At 45.9% G+C, this 15,634-nt stretch carries 15 protein-coding genes and 1 pseudogene; 12 read left to right on the top strand and 4 right to left on the bottom strand.

The window, feature by feature from the left end; all coding sequences use genetic code 11:
- The 6 genes and pseudogenes from ABUA34_RS09740 to ABUA34_RS09715 all read left to right on the top strand — a co-directional run.
- Window positions 1-275 (top strand): annotated as a pseudogene (locus tag ABUA34_RS09740) (DNA polymerase III subunit delta); the annotation flags it as partial.
- Window positions 275-1,183: a PSP1 domain-containing protein gene (locus ABUA34_RS09735; protein WP_015534368.1), complete on the top strand. Its 909-nt coding sequence runs from the start codon at window positions 275-277 to the stop codon at window positions 1,181-1,183. The pseudogene ABUA34_RS09740 and the gene ABUA34_RS09735, both read left to right, overlap by 1 nt.
- A complete protein-coding gene (locus ABUA34_RS09730) occupies window positions 1,158-2,078 on the top strand; it encodes a tRNA1(Val) (adenine(37)-N6)-methyltransferase (RefSeq protein ID WP_349823225.1) in 921 nt (306 codons plus the stop codon). The genes ABUA34_RS09735 and ABUA34_RS09730 overlap by 26 nt, the downstream gene beginning before the upstream one ends.
- Window positions 2,079-2,156: 78 nt before the next feature.
- The gene (rsmI, locus tag ABUA34_RS09725; protein WP_118649483.1) at window positions 2,157-2,996 is read left to right on the top strand and encodes a 16S rRNA (cytidine(1402)-2'-O)-methyltransferase; all 840 of its coding nucleotides are present in this window, start codon (window positions 2,157-2,159) and stop codon (window positions 2,994-2,996) included.
- A gap of 197 nt (window positions 2,997-3,193) precedes the next feature.
- Window positions 3,194-3,406: a helix-turn-helix domain-containing protein gene (locus ABUA34_RS09720; protein ID WP_015534366.1), complete on the top strand. Its 213-nt coding sequence runs from the start codon at window positions 3,194-3,196 to the stop codon at window positions 3,404-3,406.
- A gap of 38 nt (window positions 3,407-3,444) precedes the next feature.
- A complete protein-coding gene (locus ABUA34_RS09715; protein ID WP_015534365.1) occupies window positions 3,445-3,597 on the top strand; it encodes a hypothetical protein in 153 nt (50 codons plus the stop codon).
- Between the two features lie 188 nt (window positions 3,598-3,785).
- Here ABUA34_RS09715 and ABUA34_RS09710 read toward each other — a convergent pair whose 3' ends face one another.
- A complete protein-coding gene (locus ABUA34_RS09710) occupies window positions 3,786-4,889 on the bottom strand; it encodes a DUF6688 domain-containing protein (protein ID WP_156332997.1) in 1,104 nt (367 codons plus the stop codon).
- A 40-nt stretch (window positions 4,890-4,929) separates the two neighbouring features.
- Window positions 4,930-6,063 (bottom strand): alanine racemase, encoded by a 1,134-nt coding sequence (gene alr / locus ABUA34_RS09705; RefSeq protein WP_015534363.1) that lies wholly within the window; start codon window positions 6,061-6,063, stop codon window positions 4,930-4,932.
- A 201-nt stretch (window positions 6,064-6,264) separates the two neighbouring features.
- On the opposite strand from alr, the gene iorA reads away from it, so the two are divergent.
- The 6 genes from iorA (at window position 6,265) to ABUA34_RS09675 (ending at window position 13,798) form a co-directional block, all read left to right on the top strand.
- Window positions 6,265-8,058 carry an indolepyruvate ferredoxin oxidoreductase subunit alpha gene (iorA, locus tag ABUA34_RS09700; RefSeq protein WP_349823224.1) on the top strand — a complete coding sequence of 598 codons (1,794 nt, stop codon included), beginning with the start codon at window positions 6,265-6,267 and terminating at the stop codon, window positions 8,056-8,058.
- A complete protein-coding gene (locus ABUA34_RS09695) occupies window positions 8,051-8,623 on the top strand; it encodes an indolepyruvate oxidoreductase subunit beta (protein ID WP_055222410.1) in 573 nt (190 codons plus the stop codon). Before iorA ends, ABUA34_RS09695 begins: the two co-directional genes overlap by 8 nt.
- A 41-nt stretch (window positions 8,624-8,664) precedes the next feature.
- Window positions 8,665-9,906 (top strand): phenylacetate--CoA ligase family protein, encoded by a 1,242-nt coding sequence (locus ABUA34_RS09690; RefSeq protein WP_117875327.1) that lies wholly within the window; start codon window positions 8,665-8,667, stop codon window positions 9,904-9,906.
- 25 nt (window positions 9,907-9,931) lie between these two features.
- Window positions 9,932-10,648, top strand: coding sequence for a prepilin peptidase (locus tag ABUA34_RS09685; RefSeq protein ID WP_022217444.1), 717 nt, complete (start codon window positions 9,932-9,934; stop codon window positions 10,646-10,648).
- A 212-nt stretch (window positions 10,649-10,860) separates the two neighbouring features.
- The gene (locus tag ABUA34_RS09680; RefSeq protein WP_015534358.1) at window positions 10,861-12,495 is read left to right on the top strand and encodes a class I adenylate-forming enzyme family protein; all 1,635 of its coding nucleotides are present in this window, start codon (window positions 10,861-10,863) and stop codon (window positions 12,493-12,495) included.
- Window positions 12,496-12,541: 46 nt separating this feature from the next.
- Window positions 12,542-13,798, top strand: coding sequence for a diaminopimelate decarboxylase (locus ABUA34_RS09675; protein ID WP_055146098.1), 1,257 nt, complete (start codon window positions 12,542-12,544; stop codon window positions 13,796-13,798).
- A gap of 90 nt (window positions 13,799-13,888) precedes the next feature.
- On the opposite strand, the gene ABUA34_RS09670 is transcribed toward ABUA34_RS09675, so the two are convergent.
- Together ABUA34_RS09670 and ABUA34_RS09665 are read right to left on the bottom strand one after the other, a co-directional pair.
- Complete coding sequence (locus ABUA34_RS09670) at window positions 13,889-15,154, bottom strand: sensor histidine kinase (RefSeq protein WP_349823223.1); 1,266 nt, start codon at window positions 15,152-15,154, stop codon at window positions 13,889-13,891.
- A gap of 21 nt (window positions 15,155-15,175) precedes the next feature.
- On the bottom strand, window positions 15,176-15,634 hold a 459-nt coding region (locus ABUA34_RS09665; RefSeq protein ID WP_349823222.1), incomplete at its 5' end, for a LytR/AlgR family response regulator transcription factor.

The following is a 15,634-nucleotide window of genomic DNA, read 5'->3' as shown; positions in this document are numbered from 1 at the left end:
ATATGGAGCTGTACAAGCTCAAGGTAAGTGACTACATCGATTTGATGATGATGTGGTACAGGGACATTCTTATGCTTAAGGTGTCCAATAACCCGGGCCGGTTGATGTTCAAGGAGTATTATTCTGATATAAGAAAGCAGTCCTCACACATCAGCTATGAGGGTATAGAAAAGGTACTCAAGTCTATGGACAAGGCCAAGGTCAGACTTGAGGCGAATGTCAGCTTTGACATTGTCATGGAGCTTATGCTCCTAACCATGAAGGAGAATTGTTAATGAAAGAGATTATAGGAGTTCGTTTCAGACCAAACGGTAAGATATATTATTTTGATCCACAGAACTTTGAGGTCGAGGCCGGCAGTTTTGTCATTGTCGAGACCGCAAGGGGTGTGGAGTACGGCAAAGTGGTTCTGGGAAGACGAGAGGTAGAAGAGGGCAAGATAACGGCGTCACTCAAGCCGATCATAAGAATTGCCACAGAGGATGACACCAGAAGATACGAGGATAACAAGAAGAAGAGCAAGAGAGCATTTGGCATATGTCTTGAGAAGATCGCAAAGCATAAGCTGGACATGAAGCTCATCGAGGCTGAGTATACATTTGACAACAATAAGGTGCTGTTCTACTTCACAGCAGACAGGAGAATCGATTTCCGAGAGCTGGTAAAGGATCTGGCATCTGTGTTCAAGACAAGAATAGAGCTCAGACAGATCGGTGTCCGCGATGAGACCAAGATGGTTGGCGGAATCGGCATATGTGGAAGGGAGCTCTGCTGTAACAAGCATTTGTCGGAGTTTGTTCCAGTATCAATCAAGATGGCAAAGGAGCAGAACCTGTCACTGAATCCTACTAAGATATCCGGTGTGTGCGGAAGACTTATGTGCTGTCTGAAGCATGAGCAGGACACTTACGAGTATCTGAATGAGAAGCTTCCGAATGTAGGAGATTTCGTCAGGACCATAGATGGCAACAAGGGCGAGGTCATGTCAGTGAACGTTCTCCGACAGAAGGTTAAGATCGTGGTGACAGACAAGGATGACAACAAGGAAGTTATGGAGTATCCTGTGGCTGAACTCAAGTTCAAGCCTAAGAGAAGAAAGAATTCAGAAAGACTCAGTGCTGAGGAGTACAAGGCACTTGAGGCATTGGAGGACAAGGGTGGAAAGTCCAAATTTGACGATTAGACCGGAAGAGGTTATTAAATCCTGTGAGAGGATAGATGACCTGCAGTGCAAGGGTTATCAGATCATACAGAACAGCGGAATGTTCTGCTTTGGGATGGATGCTGTGCTGTTGGCAAACTATGTGAGATTTAAGCGCGGCGGCAGATATATGGATCTCGGGACAGGAACAGGTATCATACCTATACTTCTTGCTGCAAAGGAGTATGGGGATGAAGCTCTTACCAGAGAGGAGAGACTTGCTGGTTTGAATGCCGATGATTATAGATCCTCACATGATTGTATTGCCGTAGATGGAGTTACTAATTCGGATGCAGGGGTGAATCAGCAGCCTGGCGGTAAAATGGCAGATGGAGCACGGTTTATAGGCATAGAGCTTCAGCCTGCATGTGCGGACATGGCGGCAAGGAGCGTGAGCCTCAACGGGCTTGACGGTTTAGTGCGAATAGATAACGGAGATATAAAGGAGGTCTCTTGTAACTACAAGAAGGCCTCCTTTGACATAGTGACCTCAAATCCACCATACATAAAGGGCAGTCACGGTCTGGAGAATCCGGATGCTCCGAAGAACATAGCGAGACATGAGGTGCATGTGACGTTGGATCAGGTGGTGGCAGCGGCAGAGCATGCCCTTAAACCCGGCGGAAGTTTTTATATGATACACAAGCCGTTCAGGCTGGCTGAGATATTTGAATGCCTGCATGAGCACAGGCTTGAGCCAAAGAGGATGCAGCTTGTACATCCATACATAGATAAGGAGCCAAACATGGTCATAGTGGAGGCCGTTAAGGGTGGCAACTCCATGATCAAGATTGATCCGCCTATGATAGTCTACAAAGCTCCGGGAGTGTACACGGAGCAGCTGCTTGCGACATATGAAGGCAGTGCAAAGCGGTAACAGGCAACGGCTGCAGCATGAAAGTGAAAAATGTTGTAAACACCCTAATGTACATATTACAGATAGTGAGGTTTATATATGGCAGGCAAATTATATCTGGTGGCAACACCCATAGGAAATCTTGAGGATATGACATATAGAGCCGTCAGGGTTCTTTCCGAGGTGGATGTGATAGCGGCGGAGGATACGAGGAACAGTATCAAGCTGCTCAATCATTTCGAGATCAAGACTCCCATGACGAGTTATCATGAATACAATAAATACGACAAGGCGAAGGTTCTCGTTGAGAAGATGCAGCAGGGACAAAGCGTTGCAGTTATCACTGATGCCGGAACTCCGGGTATATCTGATCCCGGGGAGGAGCTTGTGAGACAGGCTCTTGCCGCAGGGCTTGAGGTTACACCGGTGCCGGGGGCGTGTGCATGTATATCGGCGCTCATCAGCTCAGGACTTTCGACCAGAAGATTTGCATTTGAGGCGTTTCTGCCGTATGACAAGAAGGATAGAACAAGAGTGCTTGAGGAGATGAAGCGAGAGACGAGGACTATGGTGATGTATGAGGCTCCACACAAGCTGAAGAAGACTTTGGCGGAACTCATGGAGGCTCTCGGTGACAGGCATATAACACTTGCCAGAGAGATCACCAAGAAACATGAAACCATAGAGCCTATGATGCTCTCTCAGGCGATAGCTCGTTACGAGGGGGAAGATCCGAGAGGAGAATTCGTCATAGTGATAGAAGGGCTTGATGTAAAGAAGCTTGAGGAAGAGAAGAAGAGCTCGTTCGAGGCTATGTCCGTGGAGGAACATGTCCAGATGTACGTTGATCAGGGTATGTCCAAGAAGGATGCGATCAAGCAGGCGGCTGTAGACCGCGGAGTCCCTAAGAGGGATGTGTATAATGCGGTGATGAAATAGAGAACGGAGGTAGATTGGTGTCAGGTGCGGATAAACAAAAGTTTATCTGTACCTGACACTTTTTAATTTTTATGTAATATGGCGAAAAACAACTTGCATATACACAATGCGTATGATAATATAAATGTGCAATATACGCAACGCGGGCGCAAAAGTAACATGCTAACGGGAGATATGTAGTCAAAGGAGAGTGCGATATGGACAGTAAAGACTATCTAGTAGAGCTTAGAGAAAGCACTGGTATGACCAGAAAGGAGTTTTGTGAGTATTTCGAGATACCATATAGGACAGTTCAGGATTGGGAACTTGGAAACCGCAAGATGCCGGATTATCTCTTGCGTCTGATGGAGTACAAGATCAGGATGGAACAGGGAATAAAGGATGGAAAAGAGCTTGAAAACAACAAATAAAGCCACTATACTTCAGATAAAGAAAGGCGGTGGAAAGGATGGAAGAAATGCAAAATCAGGAGTTATGTATTTTACTTGATAGTATCCTCGCACTACTTGAAACGAACAATGAGGATAAAGCAAAAGAGATTATAAGAAACGCAATAAAGAGAATAGATAAAGGATCGACATCCAGCTCGAAGGAAGAGTAGGTTGAACAGAAAAGAGGGGGTGCACATGTCGAAAATTGGTGTCAGGTACGGATGAACAAAAGATTATCTGTACCTGACACTTCTTGCTTAAAAATCTCCTTCATTTCAGATTTATCTCCATCATTTTATCAATAAATGATGGAGATAATAATAGACATGATGGAAATAACACTCCCCATATTCACACCTTATCTTTTGAATTGTAAAACATACTGGTTTCTTATTCTCTGTTCCGGTCTGACATCAACCAGATATAAGAATAATAAAAATATCCATTCCAATGGTTTCATTATAATATAAACAACATCTGCTCTAAGAGGATTTGTTATGAGTTTCGACAGTGGATAGCCGTATGTATCATATATGTGGCGAACCATCCTGTGAAAACTTGGAAATTTTATCTGAATCACTTCTTCAAATGCGTTGGCAATACATAATTGCCTGTTTACAATGATCGTTGCACCTCTCCTGCTTCCAAATCTAAGCGGTTTCACAACTTTTTTGTGCCCACCGGCGGCTACCGTACAAAGATAATGTCCTTCGTAATCTGATGGCGGTGGTGGTGTCTGCTTTGAAAATGTCCAATCTGCAGTATCTGTAAATGCCTTAATCGGAGCATCCAGTCCCTGACCAATTAGGACAAATATAATCTCGATAATTGCCACAACCAGAAACAGTGCAACAAAAATTACAAAGGTGTACCTGGATAAGCTGTTAATGATATCGTAAAATTTCTTGAAACGTATATTGTTATCCTGTGCTGCTGCTCTGTTTTTAAAGATTTCTACCTGTTGCAGCATATGCCTCTGAATTGCTCTTGCAGATAACAGCAATATGTTGAAATGATAAACATAAAATGACAATTCTAAGGGATTATTGATATTTTTAGATAACTGAACAGCAAACGTAATCTGCAATATATTAAGCAGGATAATAAAGGAAATTGCAGCCGCGGATACTAATGGCGGCAGTCGGTCTGCATTTATGTATAACAACACAAAATATGCAGCAAATCCTAATAAAGCAACCCAGGAAATTCCCCAATACCCGGAAGAAATCACATAGTGAAATTGCATAGTATTAACCTGTTCATACCAGTCGCCGGCTGTATCATACGTTATCGCAAACAGCATCAGATATAACAGGCCGCCAACCAGAACGGTTACGGTTGAGATAAGCTTTTCCTTTTTTGGTTTGGCAGAAAAACAATTGTAAATATTCCAGACTGTTAAAGTTCCGGGTATAACAAATGCGACTATACCGAAAAATAAAAATATTAATATGTCGTTCAAATGAAACATTTACAAATCTCCCTTTCCCCAATACTGCCGATCAGATATCCCCATTTATATACACCCTCGGAACCCTTACCGATATGTTGCACACGATCACATCCACATTCGTGTCAAGCATATTTGCCATGTCCTCGATGGACATGCCCTCACCGAGAAGGGTTACAGTGTCGCCGCGCTGTACATCCGGGATGTCTGTGACGTCCGCCATGCACTGATCCATACATACGCGTCCGATGATCGGCGCCTCATGACCATTTATGATGACCTTGCCCTTGTTGGACAGGTAACGGCTGTAGCCGTCTGCAAATCCTACCGGAAGTGTGGCGATCTTTGTAGGTCTTTCAGTGACAAAAGTTCCGCCGTATCCAATCTCAGATCCGGTAGGAACCTCCTTCACCATGGCAACGTATGTGTACCAGCTGAGGATCTCCTGAAGTCCTGAATTCTTCCAGTCAAAATCATCAGAAGGAGTGAGACCATAGAGGATATCACCGCATCTGACTGCGTCGAGCTGTGCCTCAGGCAGCATCAGTATGGCAGGGCTGTTGGCTACGTGGTGTTTTGGTATGACAACCCCCATCTTCTCAAGTTCATTTACGGCGTGGAGGTATAGATCAAGCTGCTTTCTTGCACTTGTGTGATCCCCCTCATCTGCCCTTGCAAAATGTGTAAATATACCTGTTACGTTCAGGTCGTCCATCTCGCAGATCTTCTTTATAGTGTCAAATGATTCCTGACATACCGGGAATCCTATTCGGTTCATACCGGTGTTCAGCTTTATCTGGACATTCTGTTTCTTGCCGGCTCTTCTTGCAGCGGCAGCCATGTTCTCAGCACCCTCCATTGAAAAGACAGTGAGATCAAGGTCGTACTTTGCGGCCTCATCCAGCATGTCATCTGCTGTATCGCCAAGGATAAGGATAGACTCTGTTGCCCCCGCGTCCCTGAGCATCTTTCCCTCTTCCCAGATGGCAACGGCGTAGCTGTCTATGCCACATTCCTTGAGTGTCGGGTAAAGTCCTGCAATGCCGTGGCGGTATCCATCGCCCTTCATGACTGCGATAAATTCAACACCCGGTTTCAGTCTTGATTTTATGTTGGCAATATTGCTCCTGAGCTTTGCCAGATCTATAACGGCAGCAGTTCTGCCGGCAAATGGTCGGTTGTTCATGGTTATTCTCCTTCTATAAAAATTCAAGAAACATTGTATCACATATGCATGTTAAAAAGAAGAGCATGAATTTGAAGGGGCAGCACCACTTTATAACAGTAAAGTGGTGCTGCCCCGAATATTTGTTGTCATTGAAAGCCGTGGAGGTTATAATATCGAAATATAAGAGAATTTATAAATGACTTGGAAGGTAGTATTGTTATGAGAAAAGAATATGTTATGGGTAACGGGGCCATAGCCCTCGGTGCACTTGCGGCGGGTCTGAACCTTGTGGCGGGATATCCGGGAACCCCGTCTTCGGAGATACTTGAGACAGTAGCAAAATACCCGCATGACAGAGTCCATGTGGAGTGGTCGGTAAATGAGAAAGCGGCTATGGAGGTTGCCGCCAGTGCATCATACAGTGGAGCGAGGACACTTGTGACCATGAAACAGGTGGGTCTCAATGTGGCATCGGATCCGCTTATGTCGCTGGCGTATGTCGGGATAAAGGGCGGAATGGTCATCGTGTCTGCGGACGATCCGGGACCGATATCGTCACAGACGGAGCAGGATACAAGGATGTTTGCAGACTTCTGCAGGATCCCGGTATTTGACCCGTCGACTCCTGAGGAGGCATATCAGATGATACAGGATGCATTTGACTACTCGGAGAAATACAAGACACCGGTTCTGTTCAGACCGACAACAAGAGTGTGCCATGCATACGCATCCATAGAGGTAAAAGACGAGTGGAAGGCAAAGGAATATGAGGGATTTGTAAAGGATTCAAAGAAATGGGTCATCTTCCCGAGATTGTCATTTGCCAACCATGCCATGATAGAGAAGAGAAATGTAGAGATCGGGGATGACTTTGGCGACTACTCCATGAACACGGTGGAGGGAAGCGGCAGCAAGGCGGTATTCGCATCGGGAATCAGCTACTGCTACGCAAAAGAGACACTTAAGAATGTGCCTGATGTGAAGCTGATCCGTATAGCGACCCCACATCCTTTCCCGGAGCAGTTTGTGAAGAATGCGCTGGACGGAGTGACGGAGGTCATGTGTCTTGAGGAGCTCAGCCCATACATAGAGAATCAGATATTACGCCTTGCGGGCAAATATCATATGGATATAAATGTCAGAGGAAAGCAGACCGGTGATGTGCCGACAAGCGGAGAGCTCAGCACAAACAAGGCTGCAAACATCCTGTGCGATTTTCTGGGACTTGAGAAGACTTCCCAGGTGGATGTGTCAGATGCACCGGCACTTCCTGTAAGGCCGCCTGTGCTGTGTGCGGGATGCCCTCACAGAGCGTCATTCTATGCGGTAAAGAAGGCGATGGCCGGCAGAAAGAGTTATTTCTGCGGAGATATCGGATGCTATACACTTGGAAATGCCATGCCGCTTGACATGGTGGATACCTGTCTGTGCATGGGAGCCGGAATCACTATGGCGCAGGGCTTCCACTGGGTGGATGAAGATGGCGTGTGCTTTGCATTTGTGGGAGATTCCACATTCTTCGCGTCTGGTATGACCGGCGTGGTAAATGCAGTGTACAATGATGCAAATATGATCCTGTGCGTGCTGGACAATTCGACCACAGCCATGACGGGACACCAGCCACATCCGGGAACAGGACGCAACATGATGGGCCAGTTCGTGGACAAGGTGAGTATACAGAAGGTTCTTGAAGGAATCGGAGTGAAGAAGATAGTCACTGTTGATCCGCTTGATCTTGAGGCGAGCGTGGCAGCAGTTAAGGAGTGTGCGGATATCAGAGGTGTCAAAGCGATCATTTTCAAGTCGCCATGTATAGCCATCACCAAGCCGTCTGGCAAGATGGAGATATCCGAAAAGTGTATACAGTGTAAGAAATGTATAAGAGAGATAGGCTGTCCTGCAATCATCCTGAAGGATGGCAAGGTGGCGATAGATGAAAGCCTGTGTACGGGATGCGGTCTGTGCTCACAGATCTGTCCGGTGGGTGCGATAGGAGGTGCTAGCAATGAATAAGGATATTCTGGTCTGCGGTGTAGGCGGACAGGGAACGGTTCTTGCGTCCAAGCTCATCGCATCGGCGTATATGGCAAAGGGTGAGACGGTACATTCGGCGGAGACCATAGGTATGGCACAGAGAGGCGGAAGTGTCACGAGCCATGTGAGGATCGGTGAGGCGTATTCGCCACTCATAGCCCAGGGCGGTGCTGACATTATACTTGCGTTTGAGCCTGCAGAGGCTGTGCGCAATCTGGCTTATCTGAAAAAGGGAGGAATCGTCATCACCAACAACGTCCCGGTGAAACCGGCGACTGACTCGCTCATGAATTCAGGCTACGAGGCACAGCCGATGCTTGACTACCTGAAGGACAAATGCGATTGCATAGTCATGGATGGCGCGGCGATAAGCCGTGAATTTGGTTCGGCAAAGTTCTACAACATAGCACTCCTCGGGGTTGCAGCAGCCAGCGGCAGACTGGGACTTGACGAGGCGGATATCATATCAGCCATTGAGAATGGAGTGAATCCGAAGTTTGTAGAGGTGAACAAGAAAGTATTTGAATATGCGATGAAGATGTAGTTGGCGATGGGCTGACAAAAGGGAAAAGGAGAGTAAAAATTATGAAGTTAAATGACACACAGCTCAGTCAGGTGGACGCTCAGATAAAGAGACTTGTAAAGACTGACAGCTATTATGGTAAGAAGTACAGAGAGCTTGGTATAACAGATGTGACAAGTCAGGAGGCATTTGAGGAGCTTCCGTTTTCAAGCAAGGATGACCTGAGAAATGCTTACCCGCTGGGAATACAGGCTGTTCCGGATGAGGAAGTGGTACGTATCCATTCATCTTCAGGAACAACAGGAAAGCCGGTCATCATACCTTACACAGCAAAGGATGTCGATGATTGGGCAATCATGTTCGCAAGATGCTACGAGACAGCCGGAGTGACAAAGAAAGACCGAGTACATATCACTCCGGGATATGGTCTGTGGACAGCCGGAATAGGATTTCAGGCAGGCGCGGAGAAGCTTGGTGCCATGGTGATTCCTATGGGCCCTGGAAATACTGACAAACAGTTACAGATGATGATCGATCTTGAAAGTACAGTTCTCACAGCAACATCATCATACGCACTTCTTCTTGCCGAAGAGATAGATAAGAGAGGGCTTAAGGATAAGATACATTTGAAGAAGGGCGTATTTGGCTCAGAGCGCTGGAGTGAGAAGAAGAGAAAGTATATAAAAGAGAAGCTTGGAATAGAGCTGTATGATATATATGGACTTACAGAGATCTATGGACCTGGTATCGGAATAAGCTGCGATGCCCAGAATGGAATGCACTATTGGGATGATTATGTTTATATAGAGATAATAGATCCGAAGACCGGAAAGACTCTCCCTGACGGAGAGGAGGGAGAGATCGTTATCACTACTCTGGTGAAGGAGGGAGCTCCGCTCATCCGTTTCAGGACACACGATATATCAAGGATCATTCCGGGTGAGTGTCCATGCGGAAGAAAGCATCCTAGATTGGATATCATCAAGGGCAGAAGTGACGATATGTTCAAGGTACACGGCGTAAATATGTTCCCAAGCCAGGTTGAGGAGCTGCTTGCACTTGTGGATGGAGTCCCAAGCGAGTACACCATAAATATAGCCCATGATGAGCCTGCCAATAAGGATATCATGCTGGTTACAGTTGAGGCCGAGGGACGTGTAGATTTCGAGCAGACAGGACGTCAGATCAGAGATCTGTTCAAGTCAAGGATCGGAGTTACACCGAAGATCACAGTTGTCCCTGTTGGAACGCTGCCTAGAAGTGAGAAGAAGACACAGCGTGTCATCGACCATCGTGAGCAGTAATATTTTTAGAAGGGATATTTTGTTTATGAATTCAATTAATATAGCAGCTTGTATAGTTGCGTTTTTACTTGGGGTGGTGCTTTTCACTCTGGCGAATGAGATCATACTCAAGCTGCCGAACAATGAGAATATTTTTAAGGGAAAGCCGAAGAGTTTTGAGAAGTTTTCTCCGAGATGCCTGTTCATACAGATACTTGGTGGAGTGTTCGGAGTGCTGATGGTGTGGCAGTTTGATGTGAGCCTTGAGGCGGTCACGGTATTCCTGTTCTTTGCACTGCTGACTATCATCACATTCATAGACGCGGACACCATGGAGATACCATTTGTGCTGAATGTATGCATACTGGTGCTTGGAGTTATATCCATATTCACAAGAGGAGGCTTTTCTCTGACAGGCGGTGATCTCTCACTTGTGAGCAGGCTCATAGGAATGATATGTGTGAGTCTTCCACTGTTCCTGATAGTGCTGGTCATTCCGGATGGATTTGGCGGTGGAGATATCAAGCTCATGTTTGCCGCAGGATTCTTCCTTGGCTGGAAGGCTACGGTCATAGCGTTCTTCATCGGACTTATCATAGGTGGATGCCAGGGCGTGATACTTCTTGCAAGGCGAAAGAAGGGCAAGGACGATCATTTCGCATTTGGCCCGGCGCTCAGCGTAGGACTGATGATCGCGACATTTGTGGGATCACAGATGATGAACAGTTATATCAATATGATCAAGGCGTCATTCTATGCGTAGAGTGATGAATCCATGAAAAAGAAATAGTGCTGATGTATAAGTGATAAAAAACTTATACATCAGCACTATTTTTTATGATAGTATTCAAATGTAATTGCCTATTGTATATTTTCCATGTGAGGGATATACTGTAAAGAGCGTGCAATTTAACGCGTTAAAGCTTTTAATTGAGAAAGAAGAGCAATTATTAAGAGAGGTTAGGAGTTACGGTTATGCCAATCACAGATTACTTAGAGAGAAATGCCAGAGAATACGGAAATGATGTCGCTCTGGTAGAGATAAATCCTGATGTGCAGGAGACGAGAAGGGTTACATGGAGAGAGTATGAGCTCATAGAGTCGAATCCTACATGCCAGTACAGAAGAGAGATCACATGGAGCGTGTTCAATGAGAAGGCAAACAGATTTGCTAATCTTCTGGTGTCACGTGGAATCCAGAAGGGAGACAAGGTAGGTATCCTCATGATGAACTGCCTTGAGTGGCTTCCAATATATTTCGGAGTGTTGAAGACGGGAGCTATAGTGGTTCCGTTCAACTTCAGATACGATGCGGAGGAGATTAAATACTGTGTAGAGCTTGCGGATGTCGACGTGCTTGTATTTGGCCCTGAGTTCATCGGACGTATAGAGGCTGTCGTTGACGAGATAGCTGAGAAGAGAATCCTCTTCTATGTGGGAGGCAACTGTCCTACATTTGCGGAGGACTATGACAAGCTGACATCCAACTGCTCAAGTGTATTCGAGAAGAGAGACATCAAGGACAGTGATGATGCGGCTATATATTTCTCATCTGGAACAACAGGATTCCCAAAGGCTATCCTGCACAACCATGAGAGCCTGATGCATGCGGCAAAGGTCGAGAATGTACATCACGGACAGACAAAGGATGATGTATTCCTGTGTATTCCTCCTCTGTACCACACAGGTGCCAAGATGCACTGGTTTGGAAGCCTGATAGTGGGCGGCAAAGCCGTTCTGCTCAAGGGCGTAAGTGCTAAGACCATACTTCAGACGGTAAGCGATGAGAAGTGTACTATAGTATGGCTTCTTGTGCCATGGGCTCAGGATATACTGCTTGCAATAGAGAACGGCGATGTACATCTGGAGGATTATGAGCTGTCACAGTGGAGACTGATGCACATCGGAGCACAGCCTGTACCACAGAGTCTTATAAAGAAATGGAAAGAGATATTCCCTAACCATCAGTACGACACGAACTATGGACTTTCAGAGTCCATCGGACCGGGCGCTGTACATCTGGGAGTAGAGAACATACATAAGGTCGGAGCCATCGGTGTGCCGGGTTATGGCTGGCAGGCAAAGATCGTGAATGAGGACGGAACAGAGGTTGAGCAGGGCGCAGTCGGTGAGCTTATCCTCAAGGGACCTGGTGTCATGACCTGCTACTACAAGAATCCAAAGGCGACAGAGGAGTGCCTGAAGGATGGCTGGCTGTACACAGGAGATATGGCTATGCAGGACGAAGATGGATTTATTTATCTTGTAGATAGAAAGAAAGATGTTATAATCAGTGGTGGAGAGAATATCTACCCTGTACAGATAGAGAACTTCCTCAGCAAATACGAGAAGATCAAGGACGTTGCAGTCATCGGTATCGCAGATGCCCGTCTCGGAGAGATCACAGCGGCCATCATAGAGGTAAAGGATGGCATGACCTGCACAGAGGAGGAGATCAACGAGTTCTGTAAAGAACTTCCAAGATACAAGAGACCAAGGAAGATCATATTTGAGCACGTTCCGAGAAATGCTACAGGTAAGATAGAAAAGCCACTTCTCCGTAAGATGCACAAGAGTGAGAACCTTGTCGCAGCGGAGAACAACGCATAGTATGCAGGATACTTGCCATAATACAGCACAGAAAGGACAAAAAAAGATGAAGACACCATTTATTACAAAGGCAAAGGCAGAGGAGATCATCAGGGAGATCCCTACACCGTTTCACATTTACGATGAAGAAGGAATCAGAGAGAATGCGCGAAAGCTTTATAAGGCGTTTTCATGGAATAAAGGATTCAAGGAGTATTTCGCTGTAAAGGCTACTCCGAACCCAACGATACTCAAGATCCTCAAGGAAGAGGGCTGCGGAACAGACTGTTCATCACTGACAGAGCTTATGATGTCAGACAAGATGGGATTTAAGGGCGATGAGATCATGTTCTCGTCCAATGACACCCCTGCCGAAGAATTCGTGCTTGCAAAGAAGCTGAACGCAACCATCAATCTTGACGATTTCACACACATTGATTTCCTGGAGAAGGCAGCAGGAATTCCAGAGAAGATCTGCTGCAGATTCAATCCGGGTGGAAAGTTCTCTATATCAACAACCATCATGGACAACCCTGGTGATGCAAAGTATGGTATGACAAAGGATCAGATCATCGAGGCATACAAGATCCTCAAGGCAAAGGGCGTGAAGAGATTTGGAATGCATGCATTCCTTGCCAGCAATACAGTGACAAATGAATACTATCCAACACTTGCAAAGATTCTGTTTGAGACAGCAGTTGAGATCAAGGAGAAGACCGGAGTGAAGCTTGACTTCATCAACCTGTCAGGCGGAGTTGGAATCCCATATACACCGGACAAAGAGCCAAATGACATCATGGTCATCGGCGAGGGTGTCAGAAAGGTATATGAGGAAGTGCTTGTACCGGCAGGCATGGGTGATGTAGCTATCTTCACAGAGCTCGGACGTTTCATGCTGGCACCTTACGGACACCTGGTTACAACAGCCATTCATGAGAAGCACACACACAAGGAGTACATCGGAGTGGACGCATGTGCAGTCAACCTCATGAGACCGGCCATGTACGGTGCATACCATCATATCACAGTTCTCGGCAAGGAGAATGAGCCATGCGATCACAAGTATGATGTGACAGGCTCGTTGTGCGAGAACAATGATAAGTTCGCTATAGACAGAATGCTTCCAAAGATCGACATGGGAGATATCCTTGTCATCCACGACACAGGAGCACACGGCTTTGCCATGGGCTACAACTACAACGGCAAGCTGAAGTCAGCAGAGGTTCTGCTCAGACCGGACGGCTCATTTAAGCTTATCCGCCGTGCAGAGACACCTGAGGATTACTTCGCAACCATCAAGGATTTCTGGAATGTAGAGCTGTAACAGGCAGACCATAGATAAGCATAGAAAACCGGCAGTATATGAGTTGAAGTCCAACTGTATACTGCCGGTTTTCTATGTGCATGAGCTGCGTTACACTGTCACCTCGAAGCAAATATAATTCTGTCCGGATATGGTTCGGTTATCCAGACATATCTTTCCCTCATATTCATCCACAAGCTTTTTCATGTTCGGAAGACCATATCCGTGATGCTGCTTGTCGGTGGTCTTGGTTGTGTAGCCGTAGGTAAACATATTTCTTCTAAGATCAGAGCTCAACACAGGACCTTTGTTCATGGTGCTTATGATGATCTGGTTCTGACTGCTGTCAAGAGACAGGGTGGCAGATCCCGGAGCATCTACAGCCTCCAGAGCATTGTCTATTAATATTCCAAGTATACGTATAATCTCATATTCGGGCATACAGCTTTTCAACGTATGCTGTCTGACTATCACATTCAGAGTCTTTCCGTTCTTTTCGGCATTGATCATCTTGCTATATATAAAACCGGCGACAACAGACAGATTGATGCGAAGCAGCTCAGACTCACGGTATTCAGATACCATATTGTCCGAATAGTTTATCAGGGCATTTTTCAGAGACTCATAATCCCTATAGGTGTATGGAAGCATTCTGACTGCCGTCAGATGGTTATCAAAGTCGTGCTGTTTGCTTCGCAGATCCTTTATCAGATCAGCCATCATAGGCTGATAGGTTTTAAAGCATTCCAGGTCGTGCTGCTGCTTTCCTATGGTTCGCTGCTGTCCCAGAATGATGATATCCGAGAGAATGACCACAACCGCAAAGCATGATATCACAGGTATATACACCGAGGTGTCGATGGTACTGAATTTGTACAGCCCGGTCTCGATCATAAACACAACGTACAAATGAATAGACAGGAATTTGATAATTCCACTGCCGCCCATGAAGGTTTGGAACACATGGTTCATAGGCGCATATCTGCACAGAGCCACTGAAATCAGAAATGAAAATACAGCACAGGAAATGGACAAGTATGTCTCATTGTTCGCACCCAGACGTGTCATACCCATGATGATAATGTCCTCAAGAAAAGCCGCATACAGATATTCAAGAATATACGCCATCAATACATAAAAATATCTGGTCTTCATAATATACAACAGCATGAGATAGGATAGCAGGCATAATGCCAGCCATCCAAATGCATTTGGGAAAATTAAGGATACCGTATTCCCGAGTATAAGGTAAGCAGCCGTTCCGATAATTGGGTGGCGCATATCCCGGAATTTTCTTCCGATGAGGGCAGATATAAAAATAACATCCTTCATTGTTTCCAATGTAAAGCATAGGAGATCAATTATAGAATTCGGCATTTCAAATACTCCTTATCATTGCTAAGCCTGTTCAACGTGTTTGTGCGCAGTTGTGGAAGCCTTAAGTCTGTGACCAAACTCTGTGGCATATTTGCGGCCAACCGGTATCCATTGATAGTCCGGTGTGTCAAGCGATACCATGGCGGTAACCTTGTCGTAGGTATCCACATGATGAAGGTTTACGATAAAGCTCTTGTGGCAGCGCGCAAAATACGATGGAAGAGAGTCCGCAAATACAGAGAGTCGTGTTCCTGTGGATATAAATAGTCCGGTGGTTGTGTGGACATGCATGTTTCGCAGCTCGGATTTAATGTATAGTATATTGTCTGGTCTGATCCTGGCAAGTACACCATCTCTGTCGGTAAGCTCTATTGGTTCCTCCCTGATCAGAGAAAGGTTCAGAAGCTTGGAGACAGATTCTATCAGATCCTGCTGTGAGTAGGGCTTGACCAGATAATCGTAGCAGTTGGTCTTGTGGAT

Origin of the sequence: Coprococcus sp. RTP21428st1_C9_RTP21428_210409 (genome assembly GCF_040227395.1) — a bacterium.
Taxonomy (GTDB): domain Bacteria; phylum Bacillota; class Clostridia; order Lachnospirales; family Lachnospiraceae; genus Coprococcus; species Coprococcus aceti.
Note: the sequence above shows the minus strand (reverse complement) of the source record. Positions and strands in the feature narration are given on the sequence as shown.

What these genes read in the sequence shown, in the direction of transcription:
- ABUA34_RS09670 (WP_349823223.1), bottom strand. Translation starts at nt 15,154, where the DNA reads ATGCCGAATTCTATAATTGATCTCCTATGCTTTACATTGGAAACAATG.
- alr (WP_015534363.1), bottom strand. Translation starts at nt 6,063, where the DNA reads ATGAACAACCGACCATTTGCCGGCAGAACTGCTGCCGTTATAGATCTG.
- ABUA34_RS09685 (WP_022217444.1), top strand. Translation starts at nt 9,932, where the DNA reads ATGAATTCAATTAATATAGCAGCTTGTATAGTTGCGTTTTTACTTGGG.
- ABUA34_RS09720 (WP_015534366.1), top strand. Translation starts at nt 3,194, where the DNA reads ATGGACAGTAAAGACTATCTAGTAGAGCTTAGAGAAAGCACTGGTATG.
- iorA (WP_349823224.1), top strand. Translation starts at nt 6,265, where the DNA reads ATGAGAAAAGAATATGTTATGGGTAACGGGGCCATAGCCCTCGGTGCA.
- ABUA34_RS09675 (WP_055146098.1), top strand. Translation starts at nt 12,542, where the DNA reads ATGAAGACACCATTTATTACAAAGGCAAAGGCAGAGGAGATCATCAGG.
- ABUA34_RS09695 (WP_055222410.1), top strand. Translation starts at nt 8,051, where the DNA reads ATGAATAAGGATATTCTGGTCTGCGGTGTAGGCGGACAGGGAACGGTT.
- rsmI (WP_118649483.1), top strand. Translation starts at nt 2,157, where the DNA reads ATGGCAGGCAAATTATATCTGGTGGCAACACCCATAGGAAATCTTGAG.
- ABUA34_RS09680 (WP_015534358.1), top strand. Translation starts at nt 10,861, where the DNA reads ATGCCAATCACAGATTACTTAGAGAGAAATGCCAGAGAATACGGAAAT.
- ABUA34_RS09715 (WP_015534365.1), top strand. Translation starts at nt 3,445, where the DNA reads ATGGAAGAAATGCAAAATCAGGAGTTATGTATTTTACTTGATAGTATC.
- ABUA34_RS09690 (WP_117875327.1), top strand. Translation starts at nt 8,665, where the DNA reads ATGAAGTTAAATGACACACAGCTCAGTCAGGTGGACGCTCAGATAAAG.
- ABUA34_RS09735 (WP_015534368.1), top strand. Translation starts at nt 275, where the DNA reads ATGAAAGAGATTATAGGAGTTCGTTTCAGACCAAACGGTAAGATATAT.